The sequence below is a fragment of the Desulforapulum autotrophicum HRM2 genome (genome assembly GCF_000020365.1).
Taxonomy (GTDB): domain Bacteria; phylum Desulfobacterota; class Desulfobacteria; order Desulfobacterales; family Desulfobacteraceae; genus Desulforapulum; species Desulforapulum autotrophicum.
Genome location: NC_012108.1, coordinates 4,777,290 through 4,803,453 on the forward strand (window position 1 = coordinate 4,777,290; position 26,164 = coordinate 4,803,453).

Here is a 26,164-nt window from a genome sequence, read left to right on the forward strand (position 1 = left end):
GTCCATGAACAAGTACTTGAAGTGGAGTCTAATTGCATCTGGAACCTTTGTCGCACTAATTCTCCTTGCCATCCTGATCGTACCTCGGGTTGTGGACGTAAACAGCTACAGACCACAGATCGAACATCAGGTGTCCAAGGCCACGGGAAGACCCTTTGTTCTTGGGGGCGAGCTTGACCTTTCTGTTTTCCCCTGGATGGGCCTGACCCTGTCCAACCTCACCCTGGGAAGCCCAGAGGGGTTTGACCAGAAAGAATTCATAACAATCAAACGGTTTGAAGTAAGGGTCAAGGTGTTGCCCCTTTTTTCACGTACCATCCAGGTGAAAAAATTTGTAGTGGACACCCCTCAAATCTTCCTTGTAAAAAACACGACCGGGGGGACAAACTGGGACATGGGCCAGGCACAACCGCCCACCCCGAAACAACAACCGGCAGACAAGAACACTCCTGCCGGAGAGAAGGCTGGCGCTTTGCCCTTCAAAGCTTTGTTCGTTGATGAATTTGCCATCCAGAACGGGCGTATCCACTATCGCGACCTTGGGCTGAAGGTTACAAAAGAGATCTCGAACGTCACCCTGACCCTTGAGGACCTCAACCTGGAAGACCCTATAAAAATAAAATTTTCAGCCATTGCAGACGGCCATCCCCTGTCGTTGAACGGACTTGTCGGCCCCATTGGAAAAGAACCCGGCAGGGGAATGATTCCCCTGGATATAACCCTCAAGGCCCTGGACGAAATAACCATGAAGGTCAAGGGGGGGATTAATGACCCCATAACAACCCCGGGATTTGACCTGGACCTTGAGCTGTCTGATTTTTCCCCGAGAAAACTCCTGACGGCCCTTGGGAATTCGACCCCCATATTAACGGCCGACCCCAGGGTTCTGGAGCATCTTCAACTCAACCTTCACCTCAAGGGAGACCCCGGAGCTGTTACTGTTTCAAACGGCACCCTGATTCTTGACGACTCAACCCTGACATTCTCGGCCCGGGCGAAAGATTTTTCAAAACCCGACCTGGGCGTTGACATGGTCGTTGACAAGATCAATCTGGATCGATACCTTCCCCCAGAACAACCCCCGGGCTCTCCTGTTGGCACGGCTAAAAGCCCTGCTGAACCATCTGCAACAGCCAGGGCCAAAATCGATTATTCCCCGTTACGAGAACTGGCCATTAATGCAACCCTCAAAATCGGATCCCTTGTGGCCAAAAAGGCACAACTCCATGAGGTTCAGATGACGATCAAGGGTAAAAACGGGCGCTTCAACCTGGACCCCCTCTCCCTTGATCTCTACCAGGGAACCATTGTTTCCAGAGCAGACCTGGATGTCACCACGGATACGCCAAGGGTCAACCTCACCGTTAACGCAGAAAAAATAGCCTCCGGTGCCCTGGTCGCCGATGTGCTGGAAAAAAAGATCATCCAGGGCCAGCTGGACTCTACCGTGGGGATAACCCTTGCCGGAGATACACCCGGGGCCATCAAAAAAAGTTTAAACGGCAAGGGGAATCTCAAATTCACAGACGGTGCCATCATCGGCATCGACATCCCGGGAATGGTGAGAAACGCCAAGGCAAGCTTTGGCTTAGGGGAACGGTCAACCACCCAGCCCCGCACCGACTTTGCAGAATTAATTCTTCCCTTTACCGTCACCAACGGCCTTGTGGACATCACCGGTACAGCGCTTAACTCTCCCCTTCTCAGGGTTACAGCAAAGGGGACAACAGATCTTGCGGCAGAAACCCTGAACATACGGGTGGAACCTAAATTCGTCTCCACCCTGAAAGGCCAGGGGGACACCAAAGAACGTTCCGGTCTCATGGTCCCGGTTCTGATCACCGGCACCCTGGACAAGCCCAAATTCAGTCCAGATCTTAAATCCATGGTTCAATCTATTCTCCCGGATGAGGAGGCCCTGAAATCCCTGGTCAAGGACGGAAAAATTGACAAGGAGGCAATTCAAAAGACAGGGGAAGACGTCAAGCAGCTGTTCAAGGGCTTTTTGCCGTTAAAAGGGAACAAGGAATGATCCAGCAGATCACCCTTAGAATCCCGCCCGAACGTATAACAGACCTTGAATTCATCAAAGCATCCGCAGCCCGCCGTTTAAAAATGGGTGTGGATGATGTCGACACCGTTCAGGTCCTGCGCAGATCCGTTGATGCCAGGGGCCGAACACCCGTGTTCCAGATCCAGACGGCCGTGTATTCCAATGAACCCATGGAGCAACTCTGCCGGCAGGTTTCCTACAAGCCGGCAAACCCTGGTCAAAGGGTAATCGTTGTGGGCAGTGGTCCTGCAGGACTGTTTGCAGCCCTGGGACTGATCGAAAGAGGAATCACACCCATTGTCCTGGAGCGGGGAAAAGATGTAAAACAACGGCGGTACGACCTTAAGGCCATCAATACCCGGGGGGTGGTGGATCCAGATTCCAACTATTGTTTTGGAGAGGGCGGGGCAGGCACCTACAGCGACGGCAAGCTCTATACCCGGTCCACCAAACGGGGAGATGTAAAACGAATCCTCTCCATCCTGGTTCAACATGGGGCTGTCCCGGACATCCTTGTGAACGCCCACCCCCACATTGGTTCCAACAAACTGCCCAGAATCATCGAGGCCATCCGTAACACCATTCTCCAATGCCATGGTGAGATTCATTTTAATTCACGGGTCACAGGCCTCGTCCTTAAAAATGATAAAATCATGGGGGTCACCACCGACCACAGGGAATTCACAGCAGATGCTGTCATCCTGGCAACGGGCCATTCGGCACGGGACATTTACCAACTCCTTGACCGCCACCATATTCTGCTTGAAGCCAAGCCCTATGCCATGGGTGTTCGGGTGGAACATCCCCAGGAACTGATCAATGCCATCCAGTATGGCGACCACCAGAACAATAAATTTCTGCCAACGGCAAGTTATTCCCTTGCCTGCCAGGTGGGACGGACAGGGGTTTACTCCTTTTGCATGTGCCCGGGCGGTATGCTGGTGCCTGCGGCCACAGCACCCGGGGAACTGGTCTTGAACGGGATGTCCAACTCCCTTCGCAACCTGCCCCATGCCAATGCCGGAATGGTTGTCACCATTGATTCAAGCCAGTATGGGCACCACAATGATTTAAAGCATTTTGCAGGACTTGAGTTCCAGCGACAAATCGAAACAAGGGCGTTCCAGGCCGGGGGCCGGACCCAGGCGGCTCCGGCCCAGCGCATGACGGATTTTCTTGATGATAAAATTTCCACCACCCTTCCTGCCACATCCTATATCCCCGGGATGATCAGCTGTTCTTTGCCGGAAATCCTTGGGGAGCATATCTCCAATGCCCTGAAACAGGCATTTCAGATCTTTGGGCAGAAAATGAAAGGATACGTTACCGAAGAGGCCAAACTGCTGGCCGTGGAGAGCCGGACCAGTTCACCCGTCAGAATTCCCAGGCAGGCGGATACAAGGATGCATCCACAGATCAGCGGACTTTTTCCCGTTGGTGAAGGGGCAGGCTATGCCGGCGGCATTGTCTCGTCGGCCATTGACGGCCAAGCCTCGGCCAATGCCGCCTTTGCATACCTGCCCGGCCATTAATCAAGGGCAACAAATGCTCGTTCTAAATACCATCCTGCAGGATGGCTGGCCTTGGCTGGTAGTGTCAAATATTCCTTTTTCCCAGGATGCTGTTTCGCATAGAGAAAAAATCCATCCGAGTTAATGGGATGAACATAAAGGCTTTTTACAAGGTGTGGCTGACTGGCGGGAACGTTCTTGAAGAAAGCACCCTTTCTGGTAAATTCTGCATAGGTATCTTTATCAACTTTAACGTATCGGTGATTGGTGACCTCATCATAATAGGTTTCCCCTGTTACCCTCGGAACTTCAACGGCCGAATATCCAAGACCGGTTTCACTCTTCCTGCGCATGCTTTGAATGATCTGATCGACTCTGGCAATCTGGTAGCCAGCCCCGGCCCTGGCAACGTCTTTGATGATCATCTCCCTGTTGTCCATAATAAATGCCAGAATCTTTTTGCAATCACTCCTGGTAAGCTTCTCCCTATCGATATCTGGAAGCTCCGCCATGGCAGAATAAAATTGTGTCAGGCAGGTGACGGCTGTGGATGCGGCTGACATTCCGCCATGGTCACCCGCCCAACAATTTCCTGTCATAAAAAGAATTAACACAAATACGGCCAAAGTTTTAAATGGTTTCATGGCCCCCTCCTTTGGGTTAAATGCTTAATAAAACATGATTATTACATTGGCATCCTGCATCCCCCCTTTTAAGTTTGCCCTGAAAATTGCATTCAGAGTCAGTGAACAAATATGCCTATACAACGGCCCTGCCATGAAAAGGCAGCCCGAGAAGGCAGATACATCCAAAAATCAACGAAATCCGTGAAAAGGCTTAGGGTCAACCTAAATCTATTTGGCAGCAGTAGATTGCAGTATGACAGTCCATGTGCCGAGGGAGGAGAACGATTAAGGAGGGAGAATTATGAATACCAATCATGCAATAATTGATATTCATCATTTAAGACAAAAACCAACCCATTGTCAAGGGGAAAATCAAAAGGATAGCTATTCTAATTAGCGTTGCATCTGTATGGAGCAGCCCGGCACACCCATAAGTGATGAAATTATCCCATAATTTTTGATTTTTTGGAAAAATCCGAGTATACTGATTAGTGGGTTTTGGAGTTCCGAGTGAATTGCTATTCGCTGAACTGCCGTCAAATCAAAGTCCGATAATTAAGTTAATTATTTTAACCATACGATGGGTTTTATTTTCCATGACTTTTTTGTCCAACTACCACAATCTGGTAGAAAAAATCGACCATTTCTGCCGGGACATCGAAAATAGATACCCTGAATCCCTTGTCTGCCAAAAAGGATGCAGCAGCTGCTGCCGTCACATAAGCCTCTTTCCCGTGGAGGCCCTGGCCCTGAACATGGCCCTCACCGCCCTCTCCTGGACAACCCGGAAAAAAATTCAACACCGGGCCGAGACCGCGGGACCGGACGATGAATGCCCCCTGTTAGAAGATGGTGCATGCCTCATGTACAGTCACCGACCCGTCATATGCAGAACCCACGGCCTGCCAATACTCATAAAAACCCCACAGGGTTTTCGCATGGACCACTGCCCCTTGAATTTCACAACCGGGGAAAAACCTGAAAGGGCTTTTACCCTGGATCTGGAACAGCTCAACACACTCTTGTCAACCGTAAACGACCTGCTGATAACCGAAGTTTTGGACCCAGGAACCCTGCCCGAACGAATCCTTCTCTCCCAGGCCCTTACCATGGAGTGGCAATCAGCCTAGGATGATCCGTTATGGGTGCAGCCATGGATCCAAGGGCAACCCCGGAAAAAAATTCCCGTGGTTACAATCGCACTCAGGGATTGCGCCAGACAAGAAGCCCCTCACGTATGGAGAACGGACCCAAAGTGAACCGGTTGGTTTCCGTCTGTTCAAACCACCGGCGTTTAATCTTCACGTTGGGGCTTCGCCCATCGGTTGAATTAAGCACCTTTACCCGTCCTCCCATGCCGCGCACCGCAACCCGCCGATAGGAGTCAAAACAGTAAACCCATTCGTCATCAACGGCCATGATCATGATATAATGCTCCTCCCGGGGGGTGAGCAGCATATTGCACAAAACAATCCCACCCTCGTCAAGGCAGGTGACGATTCGGCCATCCTTGTCCAGGGTGACGGCTTTTTTTTCAAGAAATTCCGTCTGAACCGAAAATTTCTTCATTTTATAGGAACTGAGCCAGTTGCCCAGCATCCGGACCGCATACTTGCTGGTTCCGCCAACACCAAAACGGGCGTCCCTGCTCACGGTATCCAGACAGTAGAGATAAATGTGCTGGATAACCATGGGGGGAATCTCCTTTCTCTGGTACAGATAACTCACCCCATTGATCAAGGCTGTGGGAACACAGTCATATTCAGACACCTGGTAGTGGAAGGGTATATACATCAGCAAATTCCATGGATTTATCTTTATTTTAAATTACATCTCCTTTTACTGTATTCTGTTCGCCCATGCAAGTTTGAACATTAATGTCCGCGGTTTGCATCCATGGAATAAATGCTGGTCAATCGTGCTTTTCAGGGGGTGTACATTTTCCCTTTGAAGAACACCCCCCACAACCGCCACAGCCACAGGAGCCCTTTTTCCCGCAGGAAGCCACAATGCTTTTAATCGTATAAAAGATAGCTACAGCAACAATAATTCCAACAATAATTTCATCCATTTGAACATCTCCTTGTTTAAACCAGTATAAAACGTCCCACCTGATAAAAGAAGGCAGAAATTGCAAATGCCAGACAGGTATTGAAAACAACCGAGAAAACCGCCCATTTCCAGGTGCCGGTTTCCCTTGCAATACAGACCACAGTAACAAAGCAGGGCGCATAAAAAATAGTGAACAAAATCAAACTGAATGCCGTTAAAGGGGTCCACCCCGGGTCTGACTTAAGCCTTTGTGCAAGGGAAACGGTTTCTTCAGGATCAACCGCACCCAGGGAATAGGCCGTCCCCAGGGTGGAAATTACCACCTCTTTTGCGGCAAACCCGCCGATTAGTGCGATATTTGTCCGCCAGTCAAAACCGGCGAACCGGGTAATGCCCTCAAGGGAAGTTCCAATACGGCCGGCAATGGAATTTTTAAGCTCAGCCCGGGCCTGATCCACATCAACCTGAAGCAATTGCTGCTTGATTGAAGGGGTGCTGAGCAACGTCCCCCCAAGGCCTGCCGTTATTTTTCCCCTCTGGATTTCAAATTCATTGGTCTCGATATCATTGAGTCCGGGAAAGGTCATCATGGTCCAAAGAACAATGGAAATACCCAAAATAACCGTCCCGGCCTTTTTGATGTATTGCCGGGTTCTTTCCCAGGTATGGATAAAAAGTCCCTTTAAGGTAGGTAATCGATAGGGGGGAAGTTCCATGATAAAGGGTGTCGATTCCCCTTTAATAATCGTGGACCGCAGCAGCCGGGCCACAAGCAGGGCTCCCATCCAGGAAATCATGGTAATCAGCAACATGACCTGGGCCTGGTTGTCCTCAAAAAAAGCCGCCACCAGCAGGGCAAATACGGGCATTTTCGCGCCACAGTTCATAAAGGGAACCGTTAAAAGGGTTGCCAGCCTTTCCTTTGGAGACTTCAGGGTACGGGTTGCCATGACACCGGGAACGGCACAGCCTCCGGCAATGCCGCCCGAAACAATAAAGGCCATGACCGAACCGCCGTGGAGGCCAAACATTCTAAAGACCCGGTCCAGCATAAACGAGATCCGGGCAAGGTATCCAGAATCCTCAAGAAAAGAAATTCCAAGAAACATGAACATGATCAGGGGCACAAACCCTAGAACCCCACCGACCCCGTCTATGATCCCCGACATAAGTAAAGATTTGAAAAGTCCGCCCGGCAGGGTGTGATCGACCAGACCCGACACCCAGCCAAAAAAAAGATCAAGCCAGCCCCCAGGAATTCCGCTATAGGTGAAGATGAACTGGTAAAGGCCCAGGAGAACGGCAGCCATGATAAGGGGGCCGAAGAGTCTATGGATTGCAATCCTGTCAATCCTGTCCGAAAGCCTGAGCCTGTTCTCATCCTGGTGAATCTGGATAATCCCCTGCCTGAGCAATGAATTGACATACCCATAGCGCTGATCGGCAATCACACCCTCTGGATGGGTATCAAGGGTTGAACGAAGATGTTTTGTTGTTTGCTCAACAACGGCAGCAAGCTTACTGGCAATCTTTTCATCCTGCTTCTGTCCAAGTTCAATGATCTGCTGGTCATTTTCAAAAAATTTCAATCCGACCCATCTGGCCCTGTAGCGATGGGTCAGGAACCCGCCGGATTCAATAATCTGTTCCATCCCATCCAGGGCTTGATCAATATCTGGACCATAGGAGATGTCCAGGGGTTTAACAGGACCGGACGGCTGGGATGCAATGACCTTCATGAGTTCCTGCTTACCCTTGCCCGTTCGGGCGACGGTGGGAACCACAGGAATGTTAAGCAACTGAGAAAGCTTTTCCGTATCGATTTTTACCCCTCTTTTTTTTGCAACATCCATCATATTCAGGGCAATACAGACAGGAAGCCCCATCTCCATAAACTGCACGGTGAGATAGAGGTTCCTTTCAAGGTTGGAGGCATCCACAATGTTGACAACCATTTGCGGATTTTCATTTACAATATAATCCCTGGCAACAACCTCCTCAAGGGAATAGGCGGTCAAAGAATAAGTCCCTGGAAGATCAATGACTTCAAACCTGCCTGCTTCGGACAGGCAGGTGCCCTGTTTTTTTTCAACGGTCACGCCCGGATAGTTGCCAACATGCTGCCTGGCACCTGTCAACGCATTAAAAAGGGTTGTTTTTCCCGAATTTGGATTGCCCGCCAGTACGATTGCCTGTTCCATATTATTGCACCTCGACTTCTATGTGATCTGCCTCGTTGTTCCTGAGTGTCAACGTAAATCCCATGATTTTCAAAGAGACAGGATCGTAGAGGGGGGCCCTTCCCTGGACCTTGATCATTTTTCCCGGTATTAACCCCATGTCCCGAACCCTTCTGCCAAGTTCACCGTCTGCCGTTACACGGGAGATAACTCCCGTTTGGTTCACCACCATCTGCCTTAGACTAACCGTTCCCATACTTCCTCCTTGTATTCTAAAAAATGTCCACTGCCATAAGATTAAAATGTTTTATAAGACTAACTTTATTTCATGTCAACAACAAAGTAAGTCGAGGTTAGACAACAAGTGTTTGACTTATTAAATAGGCAATTATAAACTTATTTTTTTAAACACCGCGGAGGCAGCAACATGATAAAAAAACCCGGGCTTTCAGAAAGCCTTGAGGATTACCTTGAGACCATTCTTGCACTGCAGCGGGCAAACACAGTGGCAAGGTCCAAGGATATCGCCCAACGGCTCAACATTAAGCGTGGCTCTGTTACAGGGACATTGAAAAAACTTGCCAATAGCGATCTTGTCAACTATGAGCCCTATGGCTACGTTACCCTCACCCCTGAAGGAAAAAAACGAGCCCTGGAAATAGAGCGACGCCATGTTTTTTTAAAGGATTTTTTATACAGGATATTGAACGTTGATGCTGAAACGGCAGACCGCACGGCCTGCCGGATGGAACACGCCATGGACAAGCAGGTGTTTGACAAATTCAAAGCCTTTGTCAAGAAAATTGATACCTGCCCCCACAGTGACCTGCACCATGATACCTGACAAAACCGGGCAAAGCCCGTTAAAGACCTTGGGTAAAAAACACAATCTAACCCTTTTGACCCTGTCGGACTATATTGACAGCGAACTGACCCTTCGGGTGGAAACAGGGCAGTTACCCCCCATAGACCTGATCATCTCCTGCGGGGATATGGCTCCGGAATACCTATCGTTTTTACGGGAGCGACTGGAACGCCCCCTGTTTTATGTAAAGGGCAACCACGACCTGCGGTATACGGTCTCCAACCCCATGGGATGTGAAAACATCCACGCCAGGATTATGTCAATGGGTTCTTTGAACATCCTGGGACTGGAAGGCTCCATGTGGTATAATGGCGGGCCCAACCAGTACACGGACAAAATGATGAAAAAGATCATATTCTGGATGGGGTTCCAGATCTGGCGGAAACGACCGATCCACATGATCGTCACCCATGCTTCCCCCCGTCACATCCATGACCGGGAAGACCTTTGTCACATGGGGTTTGAAAGCTTTAACCGCCTCATGGAAAAACAGCGGCCCGATTATCTAATCCACGGCCATATCCACCGGGCATTTGACAGCTTTAACGCCCGGATGACACAGATCTCTCACACAAAGATCATCAATACCTGCGGGTATACAATTATAGAGGTTTAACCATGATAGATTTTTTCAAACGCCTGCTGGGCACCCGGTTGATAAATCAAGGAGGTGACCATGTCAGCTCTTTCAACGAACAACAGGCCCAGGAAGAAGATGTGGAGTTCATTGACCACGGCATTCGGACCATAGCCCTTGAGAACATCATCGGCAGCGTGGGGAAATACCATGATTTTGACTCCAGATTCCGACCCAAGCGACATGTGTCCGGCAAACGATTTAAGGAAATCAAGCGGACCATGCGTGAAGGCGGTGCATTACCGCCCATAACCCTTTACCAGATCCGTAATGAGTACTATGTGGTCGACGGAAATCACCGGGTGGCGTCGGCCAAAGAACTTGGCTGGACAGATATCCAGGCCAAGGTAGTGGAACTTTTGTCGGGCAAGAACACCATGGAAAACCTGCTATACATCGAGCGAAAAAATTTCTATAAGGCAACCGGCCTGATCGGTAAGATAGACCTGACCGAGGTGGGAAAATACAAGTTCCTCAAAAAGCAGATCCAGAAACACCAGGTATACCTGGCAGGCGTTTCAGGCAGGGACTGCGACCTGAAAAAGGCGGCCAAGGACTGGTACAACACCATTTTCACACCCATGACCGCCATCATCGCAAGCGGTGGTCTGAACAAGTATTTTCCGAAACGAACCATTTCAGACCTTTACGCCTATATTTCATTCAACCGATGGGACCGCAGCGCCAATTGCAGGTATGGCATCGGCATTGATCAACTCATCCCCAAAAACATGGAGGCGTTTCGCAAACAGATGCTTGAGAAAAAAACGCCTGACTACCCGGAAATGAAACGCAATGTTACAGCCTTTGTCTTGATCAATATTGACACCACAACCCAAAGTCAGGTGGCCGAAAAACTATTTGTCCTGGACGGCATACAGGAGGTTCATTCGGTCCACGGCATCTACGACATACTGGTGAAGATGGTTTTAAAACGCGATTTCCTGACCTCGGATGCCGAAACAATTGCAGAATATGTGGATCGGAACATCCGGCGGATTGAAGGGATCAACAGAACCCACACCATTATCCCGGGCATGTCCAAGGTCAAGGATGTTTTCACGCCTTAACCTGGATGGACCCTTATTTTGCACTTCCCAATCACCCCGTATTATGATTTACTCAACTGTCGGGATTGGCTGTTTACATGGGGGTACGCTTGCATTATTGCACTTTTGTTCGGCTTAGAACGGGGGGCAAGATATTGTCAAAAGCATAATAACACAAGCATGACCCCGATCATCGAAATTGAAGTCCAAAAGTTGAATGATTTAAAATAGAATTTTAAATGGCGGTGTAATGCCGTTTTATCAACCCCCAGCAGGAGAAAAGGTATTGAACCCAACAGACATCAATGATCCTGAATATTTTCACCAAGTGATTGACTGCCAATTTGCCTGTCCTGCCCACACCCCGGTGCCGGAATATATCAGACTGATTGCGGAAAAAAGATACACCGACGCCTACATGATCAACTGGGAGTCAAATGTTTTTCCCGGAATCTTGGGCAGGGTGTGTGACAGGCCCTGCGAACCTGCCTGCCGTCGGATGCGGGTGGAAAAAAATGCAGTGGCCATCTGCCGCTTGAAAAGGGTATGCGCCGACAACAGAGACGAAATCACCCAGCGGCTGCCCAAGGTCCCCACCCGGAAAAACGGCAAAAAAATAGCCCTGATCGGCGGTGGACCGGCCTCACTTACCGTGGCCCGGGATCTTTTACCCCTGGGATATTCCATCGACCTCTATGACGACCAGACCGCGGCAGGCGGGTTCATCAGAAGTCAGGTTCCCTCATTCCGATTACCCAAAAAAGTGTTGGATGAAGAGGTCAACTACATCCTGGGCATGGGAGTAACCACCCATTTTAATACCTATGTATCGAGCATGGCATCATTCCTGAAAAAAGCCTATGATGCCTTCTTCATCGGCACGGGTGCGCCAAGGGGAAGGGATCTGGATCTGCCGGGTAGAAAGGAGGGAGATGCCTTCATCCACATCGGCATTCAATGGCTTGCAGGTGTTCAGTATGGTCACCGAACAAAGACCGGCCACACCACCCTTGTCATTGGCGGTGGCAATACGGCCATGGACTGCTGCAGAACGGCCCGCAGGATGGGCGGGGAAGATGTCAAGGTGGTTATTCGCGGCAGTCGTGAAAAAATGAAGGCCTCTGCCTGGGAGATAGAAGACGCTGTGAGTGAAGACATCCCCATTTTAGAACACCTGTCGCCCCTGGATTTTGTGGTGGAAAACGGCCGGTTGACGGGAATGAACTTCCAGGACCTCGCCAAGGAATCGGCACCGGTTTTCGTCCCCTGCGATGAAGTACTGCTTGCCGTGGGCCAGGAAAATGCCTTTCCCTGGATCGAACCCGAGGTGGGGCTGATCTTTGACAGTCGAGGGCGTCCCCAGGTGGACAAGACCACCTTTCAGTCCAACATGGAACAAATCTTTTTTGGTGGTGATGCAGCGTTTGGACCCAAAAACGTCATCACGGCCGTGGCCCATGGACATGAAGCCGCCATATCCATTGATCTCTTCTGCCGGGGGAAAGATCCCAGGGACCGCCCCCCTGTCAAAACCACCCTTGACGGCCAGAAAATGGGCTTCAAAGACTGGATCTACAACAGTGCCATCTCCGACGACCAGCGCCAGATAGTTCCCATGGTACCAACCGTTAAATCCATCAAGGACCGCCTCATGGAGGTGGAGCTTGGTTTTGACCAGAAAGTCGGCCAAAAAGAGGCCCTGCGTTGTCTCAACTGCGACGTTCAAACAGTCTTTACCGCTGCTGAATGCATCGAGTGCGACGCCTGTGTGGATGTCTGTCCCACCACCTGCATCAACTTTTTGAAAAACCAGGACGAGGCAAGTCTGCGTAAGGCCCTTTCCATCCCAGCAGACAATCTCTCCCAGCAGTTGTATGTGTCTGCCCCGCTTCCCACGGGGAGGGTCATGGTCAAGGACGAGAATGTCTGCCTCCATTGCGGACTCTGCGCAGAAAGATGCCCGACAACGGCATGGGATATGCTCAAATTCAGGTACGACGGTGCCAGGGCAGGTGAAAAATGATGAAAATCCAGGGTATAAATGATTTTGTTATCCGTTTTGCCAATGTAAACGGTTCCGGTTCTGCCAGCGCCAACAACCTCTTTGCCAAGGCTGTTTTTCGAATGGGAGTGCCGGTGGCTCCGAAAAATATTTTCCCATCCAACATCCAGGGACTTCCCACCTGGTATGAAGTCCGGGTCAATGACAGGGGCCATTTGGGCCGCCGGGGGGGGTACGACTTTATTGTGGCCATCAACGGCCAGACCTTAAAAAAAGATTATGACGGTCTCCTGCCCGGCGGCTATTTTCTCTACGACTCCACAAGGCCCCTTGACGAAAGCTTCCAGAGGGACGACATCACGCCTGTTCCCATTCCGTTGACGGAAATCTGCAACCGTGAGATCTCAAGTCCAAAGCTTCGCCAGTTGCTCAAAAACATTCTCTATGTGGGGGCACTGGCCTATCTCCTGGACATGGACTTTTCGGTTCTAAAGGATTCCATCACAAAACAGTTCATCAAAAAACCCAAACTGGCAGAACCCAACATCAAAGCCCTTGAACTTGGGTTTGAGTATGCCACCGCACACTGCCATGACCTCTGCCAGCTCTCCATAAAATCCAGAGGACAGCTCACCGACCATATCATGATGGACGGCAACACAGCCACCGGGCTCGGGGCCGTTTACGGCGGAGCCACCGTTGTCGGCTGGTACCCCATCACCCCGTCCACCTCTGTGATCGATGCCTTTGACAAGTTCACCCGCAAGTACCGACTCGATGGGTCGGGCAACCGGAGGGCCGCCATTATCCAGGCCGAAGACGAGCTATCGGCCCTGGGAATCGCCGTGGGCGCCTCGTGGAACGGAGCCAGAGCCTTTACCGCAACCTCTGGTCCAGGACTGTCCCTGATGAACGAACTACTCGGACTTGCCTATTTTGCGGAAATCCCCGTGGTGTTAATTGATGTACAACGCACAGGACCAAGCACGGGAATGCCCACCAGGAGCCAGCAGTCTGATATTCTGCCGGCAGCCTACGCCTCCCACGGGGATACACGCCATGTCCTGCTATTTCCCTGTGACCCCAACGAGTGTTTTGAAATGGCGGCGAAAAGCTTTGATCTTGCCGAAAGACTTCAAACCCCTGTAATCATGATGACCGACCTGGACCTTGGCATGAACGACCATGTCTGCACGCCCATGCACTGGGATGACACCCAGACCTTTGATAGGGGAAAGGTGCTCAATTATGACCAGCTGGAATCCCTGACTGAGAAATTCGGCAGGTATCTTGATATAGATAAGGATGGCATATGCTATAGAACCTACCCGGCCACCCACCCCGACAAGGGGGCCTACTTTACCCGGGGTTCGTCCCATGATGAATATGCTGCCTATACCGAAGATGAACAGGCCTACAAACGGTGCATGGAGCGGCTCAACCGAAAATGGGCCACGGCAAAGTCCCTGGTGCCCGAGCCATACATCACCATCAACGACGACGCGACTCCCTGGGGAGCTGTTTTCTGCGGCACCACCACCCAGTCAGCCCTTGAGGCCTTTGAACAGCTTGCTGACCAGGGCATTATCGTCAACACCCTCAGGATTCGAAGCTTTCCCTTCCAGGATCAGGTGGCTGACTTTATCAACCGCCACACAAAGACCTTTGTCATTGAACAGAACCGGGATGGCCAGTTACGGTCCCTCATCATCAACGAGTGTCATATCAACCCGGACAGGCTGGTTGCCATCACCAATATCGACAGTATGCCCGTCACTGCAGCCTATATTATCAAAGCCCTGGAGCAGACAATAAAATCGCCCGCACCGCCTGTAACCCAGCCCCTTCAAGGAGGTGACAAATGAGTCCACACCGCCCCGTTTTCCGCCATCCCGATCTGCCTAAAAATGATCTCGGCCATACCCGGCAGGATTATGAAGGAGCCGATTCCACACTCTGTGCAGGATGCGGCCATGATTCCATCACCAATGCCATCATCCAGGCGTGCTTTGAGCTCTCCATCCCCCCCCATGGGGTGGTCAAGATGTCCGGCATTGGCTGTTCGTCCAAAACGCCGGCCTATTTCCTTGGGAAATCCCATGGATTCAACTCAGTCCACGGCCGCATGCCCTCCATCGCAACCGGCGCCAACCTGGCCAACCGGGATCTTGTCTATATCGGCGTGTCCGGTGACGGGGATACGGCATCCATTGGTATGGGGCAATTTGTCCACATTGTGCGGCGCAACCTCAACATGACCTATATTGTCATGAACAACGGGTGCTACGGCCTGACCAAGGGCCAGGATTCAGCAACGGCTGACAGGGGGTCAACCAGCAGAAAAGGCCATCCCAATCCCTTTGAGGCCATTGATCTTTGCGAACTTGCAATTCAACTGGGCGCAGGGTATGTCGCCCGGGGATTTTCAGGCGATAAGGAGCAACTGGTCCCCCTTTTGAAAGGCGCCTTGAAGCATGGGGGGTTTGCCCTGGTGGATGTAATCTCACCCTGCGTCACCTTTAACAACACAGCAACATCAACCAAAAGTTACCAATGGGTGCGGGACCACATGGAGGCCACTGCCACGGTTGATTTCATACCGCCCAGGCATGAAATCACCACCTGCTATCCCCGGGGAACCACCCAGAAGGTGACCATGCATGACGGGGGTGTTATCCAACTGTGCAAGGACGATGCAGCCATTGACGTCACCAACCGACGCTCTGCCATTGACGCCCTGGAACGTCACCGGGAAGAGGGGCACCTTCTCACTGGCCTTTTCCATGTCAACAACGAAGCCGAGGACACCCACGCGATTCTCAAAACAACCAACGCCCCGCTTAATTCCCTGACGGAAGAGCAGCTCTGCCCGGGAGACAATGCCCTGGGACAAATTCTTGAAAATTACAGATGATACAAGGGGCAAAGTTACCTTTTCCCAGGTGCCAACACCCGTTTCAGCCCTTCGTGTCCATTTGAACGCCCAACGCAAAAGGAGGATTGTGATGAACATGACAAAATCGGTTGTTTTCACCATGGCTATCTTGGTAGCCTTACTGTGTGCAGACGCTCCGGCGTTTGCAGAACAGGGGAAAAAATGTGGGGATAAATCCACGGCCCAGCTTGGCCCACGCCCCGCTTACCTTGTCAATGACATGGACGACAGCCTGCTCAAGAAAACCCTTGGCGATTGCATTGACGGACCCTTTTACCGAACCGACTTTTCCATTGGCCACCGTGGGGCTTCAATGCAATTTCCCGAGCATACCCGGGAATCCTACGAAGCCGCCGCCGCCATGGGAGCCGGTATCTGCGAGTGTGATGTCACCTTTACCCGGGACAGACAGCTGGTCTGCCGCCACTCCCAGTGCGACCTTGCAACCACCACCAACATCCTTGCCGTTCCAGAGCTTGCAGCCAAATGTTCTGAACCCTTTACCCCGGCTGTGTTTGACCCTGAAACGGGAAAACTCATCAAACCGGCATCTGCCAAATGCTGCACCAGCGATATCACCCTTGGGGAGTTTAAAAGACTCAAGGGCAAAATGGACGCTTCAAATCCCAGTGCCACAACCGTGGAAGCATTCATGGACGCAACACCGAGTTGGCGCACGGATCTCTACACGGCCAGGGGCACCCTCATGACCCATGCCGAAAGCATTGAACTGTTCAAGCGGCTGGGCATGAAGATGACACCCGAACTGAAAGCGCCCGACGTGACCATGCCCTTTGACGGCAATTACACCCAGGCGAAATATGCCCAGCAGATGATCGACGAATACAAAAAGGCGGGGATTGCGCCGGATCAGGTTTTTCCCCAGTCTTTTAACCTGGGCGACGTGATCTACTGGCTGAAAAACGACCCCCAGTTCGGGAGACAGGCGGTTTACCTGGACGGTCGGGATGGGGATAAAAATTTTGACATCACCCGGCCGGACACCTGGTCCCCGACCATGGACGAACTCTTTGCCCAGAATGTGAGAATCATTGCACCGCCCATGTGGATGCTCCTGGCAATTGACAAAAACGGCAAGATCGTTCCGTCCACCTATGCCAAACGTGCAAAAGCAGCCGGACTTGACATCATCACCTGGACCCTTGAACGCTCGGGCCTACTCAAAACCGGCGGTGGATGGTACTACCAGACCATCAAAGATGCCATCAACAACGACGGAGATATGCTGGTGGCCCTGGATGTCCTGGCCCAGGAGGTCGGTATCCTTGGCATCTTTTCCGACTGGCCGGCAACGGTTACCTTTTATGCCAATTGCAAGGGACTTTAAATGACTGATTCAACTTTGACACTTGAAATCTTTTCAGACTATGTCTGACCCTGGTGCTACTTCATTACCGGGCGTATTGAAAAAATCAAAAAGACCTATGGCATTCCCATCAAATGGCGGGCCTTTCCCCTGCACCCGGACACACCTGAACAGGGATGCACCCTGGAAGCGCTTTTTAAAAAAAAGGGGATAGAAATGGATGTGGATGAGGTCATGGCCCATCTGAGGACCACGGCATCCCGGTTAGGGCTTGCAATGGGGCGAAGAAAAATGACCTATAACAGCCGCCTTGCCCAGGAAGTCGGACTCTGGGCCGAAACCAGAGGTCGCGGCCATCAGTTTCATATGGAGGCGTTTAAAGCCTATTTTGTGGATGGTAAAAACATTGCTGAACGACAGGTTCTGCTGGATCTGATCAAAGGGGCGGATCTGGATCCCAGGGAGGGGGCATCCATCATTGATCAAAGGCGCTTTTCTGCTGCCGTTGATGCAGACTGGGAACTTTCAAAAAAAGCCGGGATCACTGCCGTTCCAACCTTCAGGCTTGGTTTGGACAAGCTGGTTGGTGCCCAGCCCTATGAAGTGCTTGCTCGACTGGTTGAAAAACATAGGATCAACGGACGTTGACACAACAACTTTTAAAAAAGGGCGGACCTTAAGTCCGCCCTCGACGGATTTTGACACCCGGATCAACCAACGACTAGGAATGGCTCTCCCCATGGCTTTTAGCACCGCCTTCAAGGAGTGCTCTTTCCGGGTTGGCTTCAACCTTTTCCAGAATATCAAAGGTTGTATCTTCGGGCAGCCAGGTGACCTTGCCCGTTCCCACATCGTAGATGGCACCCACCACCTTTGCAAATTTTTCTTTTACAAAGCCTCTGATCACGGGGCTCTCCATGAAAAGCTCCTCAATGCCCAGCCAGATATTTTCTTCAATGGCAGCCGGAATAACGGCATCTCCGTTAAGATCAGGATGCAGGGCCATGGCCCTTCGTACAGCAGGTTCTATATTGTCCACAAGGGCCGGAATATTTCTTTCCAGTTCATGGCCACGCCCCTGAACAGCATGGGTGACTGCCGTAACCGCGCCGCACTGGGTATGACCCAGCACAACCAGCACCGGCGTTTTAACATGGGCAAGGCCATATTCAATGGAGCCCCTTTCATCCACATCACACACATTTCCGGCAACACGAACAACAAAGATATCCATGATTCCGGCATCAAACAGGCTCTCCACAGGAACCCTCGAGTCTGAGCAGGTAATCACCGTGGCAAAGGCATGGTCCCCCTGATTTTCACTGCCGGCCTGGGCCAGCCGGTCGGCATCAAGGTTGGGGTGGGTCATCTCACCGGCAACAAAACGGGAATTTCCCTGTTGCAGTTGGGCAATGGCCATGTCTGGTGAAGGCTTTCCGGCAAAGGGGTTGTTTTCATTATCAGCCACTGCAGGCGCCCTGTGATCAACGCTGGCAATGGTCTCAAGGGCTGCTGTCAGGTAGGCCTGTTTTTCAGCCGCTATTTTTCCATCTTCCTGGGTCTCAACCGCGACCTCCGCGACCTCCTGGTGAGTTATATCCCCAGCCTGGGCGTGTACGGCCTCACCCATCGCCTTGTCTGAAGGTTCACCATTAAAGATGGAGATGGCGATCACCATGGTTATAAAATAAGCGGCTAAGACAATTTTAAGGGTATGTTTTTTCATCAAATATTCTCCCGGGTTAATATCAATGTTCTCTCGTCACGGTTTGTCACAATGATTGTCATTCCGGCGGACCATGGTGCCATTCCCATGAACACAAAATCTTTTCTAATTACCATTCATTCCATGCCAAGGCAACCCCATACTCAAAATTATTTTAGGGACTTAAACAAAAATAGATACAGAAGATTTGGCATGTTGAACCCGGCCGGATTTTTCTTTTATTGCGGTTTTTTGCAACGGGCTTATTATTGAACCAAAGGCATCACCACAACGGCCATCCTCACGTACAGCAGTACGCTCCGATTTCAGAATTTTTTGCACCTTGCACACGGACAATTTTTTGCCCTTTTCCGACAGACTGCGCAATTCAAAAAACGCTTGGGAAAAGACCGTTGCCCAGATTCTGTATTGATCCAGATGATGAAGTTCAGGCGTTCCGTCTGCAACACCATCTCCCATGTCAAGACCAAACAATTACCCATCAAAAGGCATGGCCATGCAAAAACCCATGTATTGCCGGAAAAGGTCATAACTGCTTTATTTGACGCGACAATGGGGAAAATGTTGACAACCCCCCACGCGATTGTTATTCACTCGTATTTTTATTTGTTTTTGCAGCAAGGATCTTCCAGCGACAGACCAAGTCCTCTGGGACAACGGGATTAGACTTTAGCAGGACAACGAACCTTGGTGTTGTGAAACCCGTTAATTGAAAAGAACAAAAGGAGCCTCATCCATGAAAAGACTTGTTATACTGCTGACAGCAGCTGTTCTCATAACCCTGCCGTTAAATAGCGCTGTTGCTAAAACAGTTATAAAGCTGGCCAATGCCGGCCCGGAGGCCCCGGACAACAGAACTGTCAAAGCGGTTAAGGTGTTCAAGTATCTCGTAGAAAAGGGAACCAACGGTGAAGTCGAAATCCAGGCATTCCATGCCAGAAAACTCGGTGATGAACGCGAAGCCCTTGAGGGAATCCGCATGGGAACCATCCAGATGGGAACCCTGACATCGGGTCCTGTGCCGGGCTTTCTCCCGACCGTCATGCTCTACGACATCCCGTTTTTGTTCAGCAGCGCTCCTGCGGCATGGGAATTCTTTGAGAGCAAAACCGCCCAGGAGTTCAAGGAGGCTTTTCTGGAAAAATCCGGAGTTCGAATCCTGGCTACCTCAGAAAACGGATACCGCCACTTTACCGATACCATCCGGCCCATCAAAACACCCCAAGACATGAAAGGGTTGAAAATCAGAACCATGCAGAACCCTGCCCACATGTCCATGGTAAAAGCTTTGGGAGCAGATCCCACGCCACTGCCGTTTGGTGAGCTTTACATGGCACTGCAGCAGAAAGTTGTTGACGGGATGGAGTGCCCCATTGTCCTGATCAACGACATGAAGTTCTACGAGGTTCAAAAGTATATGGTGCTCGATGGCCACCTGTACAATCCGCTGTTTATTTTCATCAACGATCAGTTTTTTACGAAAAAACTGACACCGGCCCAGCAGACGGTTGTTCTTGAGGCCGCAAAGGTGCTGGCACGCACCCACAACGGATTCAGCCAGGAGGCTAACATCCAAGGTCTGTCTGTACTCAAGGCAAAGGGCATGGAGGTATACAAACCCACCCTGGAAGAGTTGGCACAGTTCCGTGCACTGGCACAGCCTGCAGGCCTTGAATTCATCACCGATAAAATCGGCAAGGAATGGGTAGAAAAAACACTGAAAGATGCCGACGAAGCAGAAAAGGTTGTTGGTGACAGGGCAGACGCCATCATTGATGAAACCATAAAATATGCCAATGACATGCTGTCCCAGGTAAAGTGATCCAACTACCGGACCATGATGATAACCCGGGCTTTCGGCAAATTCTGCCGAAAGCCTTGAAATGATAAACACAAGGCAAATGAAGACATTCTCCAAGTGGTTCGACCACTACCTCCGGTGGCAGGAACATTTTTGCAACACAATGCTCATCGCCCTGGGTCTCGCCATGACCCTGTTGATTCTTCTCCAGGTTTTTTTCCGTTTTGTAGTCTATGTTCCCTTTCCCTGGAGCGAAGAGTGTGCAAGGTACCTCATGATCTGGATGGGAATGCTCGGTAGTGCCCTGGCCCTTCAAAAGGGACGGCATATCGGTGTGACCATGGTCATGGAAAAACTCCCCGAAAAATGGCACAAAGCAATGACGCTTTTTGTTCAACTGGCCACCATCGGGTTTCTTTCTGTGTTGTTTTACCAGGGGATTCAGTTTGCCCTGTTCAATCAGGGACAGTCGTCTCCTGCCCTGGAAATATCCATGCTGGTTCCCTACCTCTCTCTTCCTGTGGGATCGGCCATGATGATCCTGGTTATCGCCGGAGACATCCTGCACACATTTTTTCCAGCAAATACCGTGCTGGGATAGGCCTGTTATGCTTCAGCCATTCCGGAGATCCATGAAACCATGATACTTTTGCTTTGCAGTGTTTTTCTGATAACCCTGATCCTGGGATTTCCAGTGGCGTTCTGCCTGGGCATAACATCCCTGGCTGCATTGATTGTCAGTGATGTCCCCCTGGTGCTCATGACCCAGCGGCTGTTTACCGGGATAGACTCCTTTCCCCTGATGGCGGTTCCGTTTTTTGTACTTGCCGGAGAGCTGATGAACCGGGGAGGAACCACACGCCGGCTCATTGATTTTGCCAATGTCCTGGTCGGTCGGATTCCCGGCGGACTTGCCCATACCAATATCCTGGCTTCCATGTTTTTCGGCGGCATCAGCGGTTCTGCCGTGGCAGATGCCGCAGCCATGGGTACCATCCTTGTACCGGGCATGATAAGAAAAGGCTTTTCCCCGGGATTCAGTGCCGCAGTTACTGCCGCCTCTTCAACCATGGGGCCGATCATACCCCCGTCCATCCTCATGGTGCTCATGGGGGTTACCACGGGCCTGTCCATCGGCGGGCTGTTTGCCGCCGGCATCATCCCGGGCACCCTCATCGGTGTGTCCATGATGGGGTTAAGTTATTTCATGGCCATCCGGTATTCCTTTCCAAAGGAAACCATGGCCCTGAGTCCGTTGATTCTATGGAAGGAGTTTGTTTCAGCAGGACCGGCCCTTCTGGCACCGTTCATTATTCTTGGCGGCATTCTGGGCGGGGTGTTTACGCCCACGGAAGCCGCAGCAATAGCTGTCCTCTACGCCTTTATTCTGGGCAGATTCATCTACCGGGAGCTCACGGTAAGGGACATGGGTGACGTATTCATCCAGAGCGGAATCACCACCGCTGTCCTGCTGATCATCATCGGCATGGCCAACATCTTCGCATGGGTCCTGACATCAGAACAGATCCCTACCCGGATCGCCCAGGCCATGCTTGCCCTGACCAGCAACCCCTACGCCATCCTGATGATGATCAACGTCTTTCTCATCTTCATCGGCATGTTCCTCGAAGGCGGGGCTGCCATCATCATCCTGGCACCAACCCTTCTCCAGGTTACCAATGCCGTGGGGATCGATCCCCTGCACTTCGGCCTGATCATGGTCCTGAACCTTTCTGTGGGGCTGCTCACCCCCCCCCTGGGCGTCTGTCTGTTTGTTGTCTGCGGGGTCACCCGCATCGATTTTTCGGTGATTGTCAGGGCAGTCATCCCCTTTCTTCTATTAGAAATCGGTGTCCTTCTTGTGGCAACCTATTTCCCCTGGCTGATTTTGTTTGTTCCAAAATTTCTCGGTTACGTATAGGACGATCATGCACACGTTAAAAATATCACAAAGCGTTCAGGATTTAAGATACAGTGTCATCCGTGAAATGGGCGGCATGGCCGCCCACATGGATGATGTCATCACCCTGGGCATTGGGGAACCTGATTTTGACACGCCAGGAACAATCATTGAAAAGGCGTTTGAAGATGCCAGAAACGGACATACCCATTACACCCAGTCCCAGGGAGACCCGGAGCTCCTTGAAAGACTTGCCCAGGTTGCAACCGCTGGGACCGGCATCCGGGTCACACCGTCATCAGTTCTTGTTACCCACGGGGGGATGGGCGCATTGACCGCAGCACTGAGAACCCTGCTTGAGCAGGGGGACCATGTCCTCCTGGTAGAACCCCACTTCCCGGATTACATGGCCCACATTGCCTTTGCCGGTGGCATTGCCGTCAAGGTCCAATCCAGATTCGAGAACGGATTTATCCCCCTGCCCGAAGACCTGGAAAAGGCCATTACCACCAAAACCCGGGTCCTGATCCTCAATTCTCCCAACAACCCTACGGGCGCTGTCATTCCGGGACATATCCTGGACGCTATTGCAGACATCGCCATACGGCACAATCTCTTTGTCATATCCGACGAAGTGTACGACACCATCGTCTATGACCGGCCCTTTGAATCCATCTACACCCGCCCAGAAATGGCCGACAGAACCCTGGTTATCAAGTCCTTTTCAAAAAGCCATGCCATGACCGGGTGGAGGATCGGTTACTGCTTTGGCCCCCAGGCCATGATGGACCAGATGCTCAAGGTGGTGAACTATTCAACGGCATGTGCCAGCAGCATCGGCCAGAGAGCTGCCCTTGCAGCCCTTGATATTGACCCGTCCATTCTGGAGCAGATGAAAAACAGATTTGCTGCCCGGGTGGACCTGGTCTGCGCAAGGCTCAATGCCATGGACAACATCCAGGTGACAAAGCCCGGGGGCAGTTTCTATGTGTTTGCCGATATCAGCCGCATTACCCGGCAGTCAAGGCAGTTTGCGATCCAGCTGTTAAACAGTAAACGGGTTGTGGTCGTTCCCGGGTATGCCTTCGGAGAATCCGGGGAGGGATGCATCCGCATTGCCTGTACACGAAACAGACACCTTTTGGACACAGCCATGGACCGGATTCAGTCGTTTCTCGACGATTTTCAAAAACGCTGAAGCTTTTTAGTTTTCCCTTGCACGGTATGGTGACAAGCGATATGTATCAAGGTGTTAAACGATTAAAGGGTACCCAATCAAGGGGCCATCCCCTGCCTAGGAAATTAAGGACCTTTATGAACACGCCCAAGCTTCTTTACAAACCGACCGAACTTTTCAACAAAAAACTTGACCAGGTTAAAGTCACAGACCCGCTGGGATATAAGAAAATTCAAAATGTGATTGATCGGCTGCTTTTAGAGCCAAACAATGCCGATGGCAAAATGACCGGCTTGTACAACGGGCGATTAAAAAAATATGTGGGACGACGGGATTACCGAATCATTTACTACTGGTGCCTGTTATGCCGCAAGGAAAACCGAAGACTCGACAAGAAGTGCGATGATTGCGAGTCAATCCCCGATAACAGCGCTATTTTTTTTGACCTTTATCACAAAAAAGACAAAAAAAAATTCAAACGGATATAGAAAACAACCGGGAGCACCGTTGGGATTCAAACAAAAGATAAAAAGCGATGTCTCCCCTTTGATTTTTTCTCATGAATGGCTATCTGGGTTCAAGCGGGCTGAACAATATTTACAGAAAACGGCATCGGTGCCATGACCATGCGCCATGCATTCCGGGCAGGCTTGCGTGGAGACTTTTTTTTGAGTCGCAAGGCTCAATTCCGCGGTAATAATCCCAGTTGGCACAGCCAGAATGGCATATCCCAGGATCATGATCAACGAAGCCAGTGCCTGGCCCGGGTTTGTTTTTGGTGATATATCTCCGTATCCAACGGTAGTCATGGTCACAATGGCCCAGTAAACACTCCTGGGAATGCTGGTAAACCCATTATCTTCCCCTTCAATCAGGTACATGAGAGAACCGAAAATAATCACCAGGGTTAAAAGGGTCATCATAAACACTATGATTTTTCGTCGGCTTGCCCGGAGAGCCCGGATCAGAATTGAAGCCTCCCCAATATAACTTGCCAGTTTAAAAACCCTGAAGACCCGGAGTACCCGAAAAACTCTTATCACAATCAGATATTGACTTCCAGGTACAAACAGACTCATATAGGTCGGTAAAATTGCCAGAAGATCTACCAGGCCAAGAAAACTTGTGGCATATCGCAGCGGTTTTTTGACACAGATCAGCCTTAAAATGTATTCCACGGTAAATAAAAGGGTAAACCCCCATTCCACCTCGTAAAGATAAAAGCCATAATGGGTTTTAAAGGCAGACACACTGTCAAGCATCACCACCACCACACTTGAAACAATGGAAAGGATGAGAATGACATCAAACCATTTACCGGCTAGTGTATCTGCCTCAAAAATAATTTCATGGAGAGTATACTGGAACCGCCGAAAATCTGTTAATCGGTTTTTCATTGACAATACTCCCCTAGGCCGAAACCCTTGAATTCACAATCATCCGGCATCAGAAAACCAACTCAACTTTCGGACTTTGACTTTGATGATCGGGGTCAGGCTTGGGTTATTGTGCTTTTGATAAAATCTTGCCCCCATTTCTAAGCCGAACAAAAGTACAATAATGCAAGCCTGACACCATGTGCGAGAGTTGAGTAAACTAATATATTATTATATCAAGTACATGCCACTATAGAACAATTTTATAACCATATCCATAGGTGGACTGAATTATTTTTTCCCCTGGAAGATAAACGCCAATTTTCTTTCTTAAATTTTTAATATGAAAATCTATGGTTCGTTCATACCCGTCATAGTTGTATCCCTGAACCTTTTCAATCAGCTGCGCCCGTGTAAAAACCCGGTTTGGACTTTCCAGTAAAACTGAAAATATATCAAATTCGCTGGGCGTCAGGCTCAGCTCATTTCCGTTAATTTCTGCAATACGGGATGTTTTGTTTAATTGCACAGGGCCAAGGGCCAAAACATCGTCGGATGATTTTTTAAAGGTCCTTCGCAGCACCGCATTCACCCTGGCTACCACCTCCCTGGGACTGAATGGCTTGCAGATATAATCATCCACCCCCAGTTCAAAACCAATGATCCGGTCAACTTCTTCGACTTTTGCCGTGATCATGATAATGGGAACGTCAGAAAACTTTCTAACCTCCCTGCAAACCGTTTTTCCATCCAGACGGGGAAGCATGATATCCAGAAGAATCATGGATAAATTTTGGGTTTTGACAAAAGAGACCACTTCGTCTCCACGGTCCAGAATCGAAACCCGGTAGCCTTCCCGGATCAGGTAATCTTTTAAAATTTCAGCTATATCAGATTCGTCCTCAACAATGAGCACCTGTTCATTGGACATGATTCATTCCTATTGA

24 protein-coding genes and 1 pseudogene are annotated in these 26,164 nt (G+C 50.5%); 16 read left to right on the plus strand and 9 right to left on the minus strand.

The features are described from left to right. The first annotated feature begins 4 nt into the window (after positions 1-4). Positions 5-2,032: an AsmA family protein gene (locus tag HRM2_RS21030; RefSeq protein ID WP_015906055.1), complete on the plus strand. Its 2,028-nt coding sequence runs from the start codon at positions 5-7 to the stop codon at positions 2,030-2,032. Beyond that, positions 2,029-3,585: an NAD(P)/FAD-dependent oxidoreductase gene (locus HRM2_RS21035; RefSeq protein ID WP_015906056.1), complete on the plus strand. Its 1,557-nt coding sequence runs from the start codon at positions 2,029-2,031 to the stop codon at positions 3,583-3,585. Before HRM2_RS21030 ends, HRM2_RS21035 begins: the two co-directional genes overlap by 4 nt. On the opposite strand, the gene HRM2_RS21040 is transcribed toward HRM2_RS21035, so the two are convergent. After that, entirely contained in the window at positions 3,582-4,208 is a 627-nt protein-coding gene (locus HRM2_RS21040) for a hypothetical protein (protein WP_015906057.1), read from the minus strand. The genes HRM2_RS21035 and HRM2_RS21040 overlap by 4 nt on opposite strands. A 578-nt stretch (positions 4,209-4,786) precedes the next feature. Here HRM2_RS21040 and HRM2_RS21045 point away from each other — a divergent pair. Further along, the gene (locus HRM2_RS21045; RefSeq protein ID WP_015906058.1) at positions 4,787-5,320 is read left to right on the plus strand and encodes a YkgJ family cysteine cluster protein; all 534 of its coding nucleotides are present in this window, start codon (positions 4,787-4,789) and stop codon (positions 5,318-5,320) included. A gap of 73 nt (positions 5,321-5,393) precedes the next feature. On the opposite strand, the gene HRM2_RS21050 is transcribed toward HRM2_RS21045, so the two are convergent. From HRM2_RS21050 to HRM2_RS21060, 4 genes are all read right to left on the minus strand, one after another. After that, positions 5,394-5,984: a hypothetical protein gene (locus HRM2_RS21050; RefSeq protein ID WP_015906059.1), complete on the minus strand. Its 591-nt coding sequence runs from the start codon at positions 5,982-5,984 to the stop codon at positions 5,394-5,396. A gap of 118 nt (positions 5,985-6,102) precedes the next feature. Next, positions 6,103-6,261: a FeoB-associated Cys-rich membrane protein gene (locus HRM2_RS26245; protein WP_083776629.1), complete on the minus strand. Its 159-nt coding sequence runs from the start codon at positions 6,259-6,261 to the stop codon at positions 6,103-6,105. 16 nt (positions 6,262-6,277) lie between these two features. Then, positions 6,278-8,443, minus strand: coding sequence for a ferrous iron transport protein B (gene feoB / locus HRM2_RS21055; RefSeq protein WP_015906060.1), 2,166 nt, complete (start codon positions 8,441-8,443; stop codon positions 6,278-6,280). Position 8,444: 1 nt separating this feature from the next. After that, complete coding sequence (locus tag HRM2_RS21060) at positions 8,445-8,678, minus strand: FeoA family protein (RefSeq protein WP_015906061.1); 234 nt, start codon at positions 8,676-8,678, stop codon at positions 8,445-8,447. Between the two features lie 171 nt (positions 8,679-8,849). Here HRM2_RS21060 and HRM2_RS21065 point away from each other — a divergent pair, with 171 nt between their 5' ends. The 8 genes and pseudogenes from HRM2_RS21065 to HRM2_RS21100 form a co-directional block, all read left to right on the plus strand. Next, positions 8,850-9,266, plus strand: coding sequence for a metal-dependent transcriptional regulator (locus tag HRM2_RS21065; RefSeq protein WP_015906062.1), 417 nt, complete (start codon positions 8,850-8,852; stop codon positions 9,264-9,266). Next, positions 9,256-9,903: a metallophosphoesterase family protein gene (locus HRM2_RS21070; RefSeq protein ID WP_041273410.1), complete on the plus strand. Its 648-nt coding sequence runs from the start codon at positions 9,256-9,258 to the stop codon at positions 9,901-9,903. Before HRM2_RS21065 ends, HRM2_RS21070 begins: the two co-directional genes overlap by 11 nt. Before the next feature lie 2 nt (positions 9,904-9,905). Continuing rightward, complete coding sequence (locus HRM2_RS21075; RefSeq protein ID WP_015906064.1) at positions 9,906-10,994, plus strand: Lrp/AsnC ligand binding domain-containing protein; 1,089 nt, start codon at positions 9,906-9,908, stop codon at positions 10,992-10,994. Positions 10,995-11,259: 265 nt separating this feature from the next. Beyond that, positions 11,260-12,996, plus strand: a complete 1,737-nt coding sequence (locus HRM2_RS21080; RefSeq protein WP_041273411.1) for an FAD-dependent oxidoreductase — start codon at positions 11,260-11,262, stop codon at positions 12,994-12,996. Next, on the plus strand, positions 12,993-14,840 hold the full coding sequence (locus HRM2_RS21085; protein WP_015906066.1) for a 2-oxoacid:acceptor oxidoreductase subunit alpha: 1,848 nt from the start codon (positions 12,993-12,995) through the stop codon (positions 14,838-14,840). Before HRM2_RS21080 ends, HRM2_RS21085 begins: the two co-directional genes overlap by 4 nt. Continuing rightward, positions 14,837-15,889 carry a 2-oxoacid:ferredoxin oxidoreductase subunit beta gene (locus tag HRM2_RS21090; protein WP_015906067.1) on the plus strand — a complete coding sequence of 351 codons (1,053 nt, stop codon included), beginning with the start codon at positions 14,837-14,839 and terminating at the stop codon, positions 15,887-15,889. Before HRM2_RS21085 ends, HRM2_RS21090 begins: the two co-directional genes overlap by 4 nt. A gap of 91 nt (positions 15,890-15,980) precedes the next feature. After that, positions 15,981-17,258, plus strand: coding sequence for a glycerophosphodiester phosphodiesterase family protein (locus HRM2_RS21095; protein ID WP_015906068.1), 1,278 nt, complete (start codon positions 15,981-15,983; stop codon positions 17,256-17,258). Between the two features lie 60 nt (positions 17,259-17,318). Then, positions 17,319-17,885, plus strand: a pseudogene (locus HRM2_RS21100) (DsbA family oxidoreductase); the annotation flags it as partial. Positions 17,886-17,958: 73 nt separating this feature from the next. Here HRM2_RS21100 and HRM2_RS21105 read toward each other — a convergent pair. Continuing rightward, complete coding sequence (locus HRM2_RS21105) at positions 17,959-18,963, minus strand: carbonic anhydrase (protein ID WP_232364097.1); 1,005 nt, start codon at positions 18,961-18,963, stop codon at positions 17,959-17,961. Between the two features lie 162 nt (positions 18,964-19,125). After that, positions 19,126-19,422, minus strand: coding sequence for a zinc-dependent peptidase (locus HRM2_RS21110; protein ID WP_148214684.1), 297 nt, complete (start codon positions 19,420-19,422; stop codon positions 19,126-19,128). Positions 19,423-19,699: 277 nt separating this feature from the next. Between HRM2_RS21110 and HRM2_RS21115 the strand changes: the two genes are divergently transcribed. From HRM2_RS21115 to HRM2_RS21135, 5 genes are all read left to right on the plus strand, one after another. Further along, positions 19,700-20,785: a TRAP transporter substrate-binding protein gene (locus HRM2_RS21115; protein WP_015906072.1), complete on the plus strand. Its 1,086-nt coding sequence runs from the start codon at positions 19,700-19,702 to the stop codon at positions 20,783-20,785. Positions 20,786-20,864: 79 nt separating this feature from the next. After that, positions 20,865-21,365 carry a TRAP transporter small permease gene (locus tag HRM2_RS21120; RefSeq protein ID WP_187149296.1) on the plus strand — a complete coding sequence of 167 codons (501 nt, stop codon included), beginning with the start codon at positions 20,865-20,867 and terminating at the stop codon, positions 21,363-21,365. A gap of 39 nt (positions 21,366-21,404) precedes the next feature. After that, positions 21,405-22,685, plus strand: coding sequence for a TRAP transporter large permease (locus HRM2_RS21125; RefSeq protein ID WP_015906074.1), 1,281 nt, complete (start codon positions 21,405-21,407; stop codon positions 22,683-22,685). Positions 22,686-22,692: 7 nt separating this feature from the next. Next, positions 22,693-23,862 carry a pyridoxal phosphate-dependent aminotransferase gene (locus HRM2_RS21130; protein WP_015906075.1) on the plus strand — a complete coding sequence of 390 codons (1,170 nt, stop codon included), beginning with the start codon at positions 22,693-22,695 and terminating at the stop codon, positions 23,860-23,862. Positions 23,863-23,978: 116 nt separating this feature from the next. Then, positions 23,979-24,329, plus strand: a complete 351-nt coding sequence (locus HRM2_RS21135) for a hypothetical protein (RefSeq protein WP_041273413.1) — start codon at positions 23,979-23,981, stop codon at positions 24,327-24,329. Between the two features lie 69 nt (positions 24,330-24,398). Here HRM2_RS21135 and HRM2_RS21140 read toward each other — a convergent pair whose 3' ends face one another. Both HRM2_RS21140 and HRM2_RS21145 read right to left on the minus strand, forming a co-directional pair. After that, a complete protein-coding gene (locus HRM2_RS21140; RefSeq protein WP_015906077.1) occupies positions 24,399-25,238 on the minus strand; it encodes an ion transporter in 840 nt (279 codons plus the stop codon). Between the two features lie 229 nt (positions 25,239-25,467). After that, complete coding sequence (locus HRM2_RS21145; RefSeq protein WP_015906078.1) at positions 25,468-26,148, minus strand: response regulator; 681 nt, start codon at positions 26,146-26,148, stop codon at positions 25,468-25,470. Positions 26,149-26,164 lie beyond the last annotated feature (16 nt).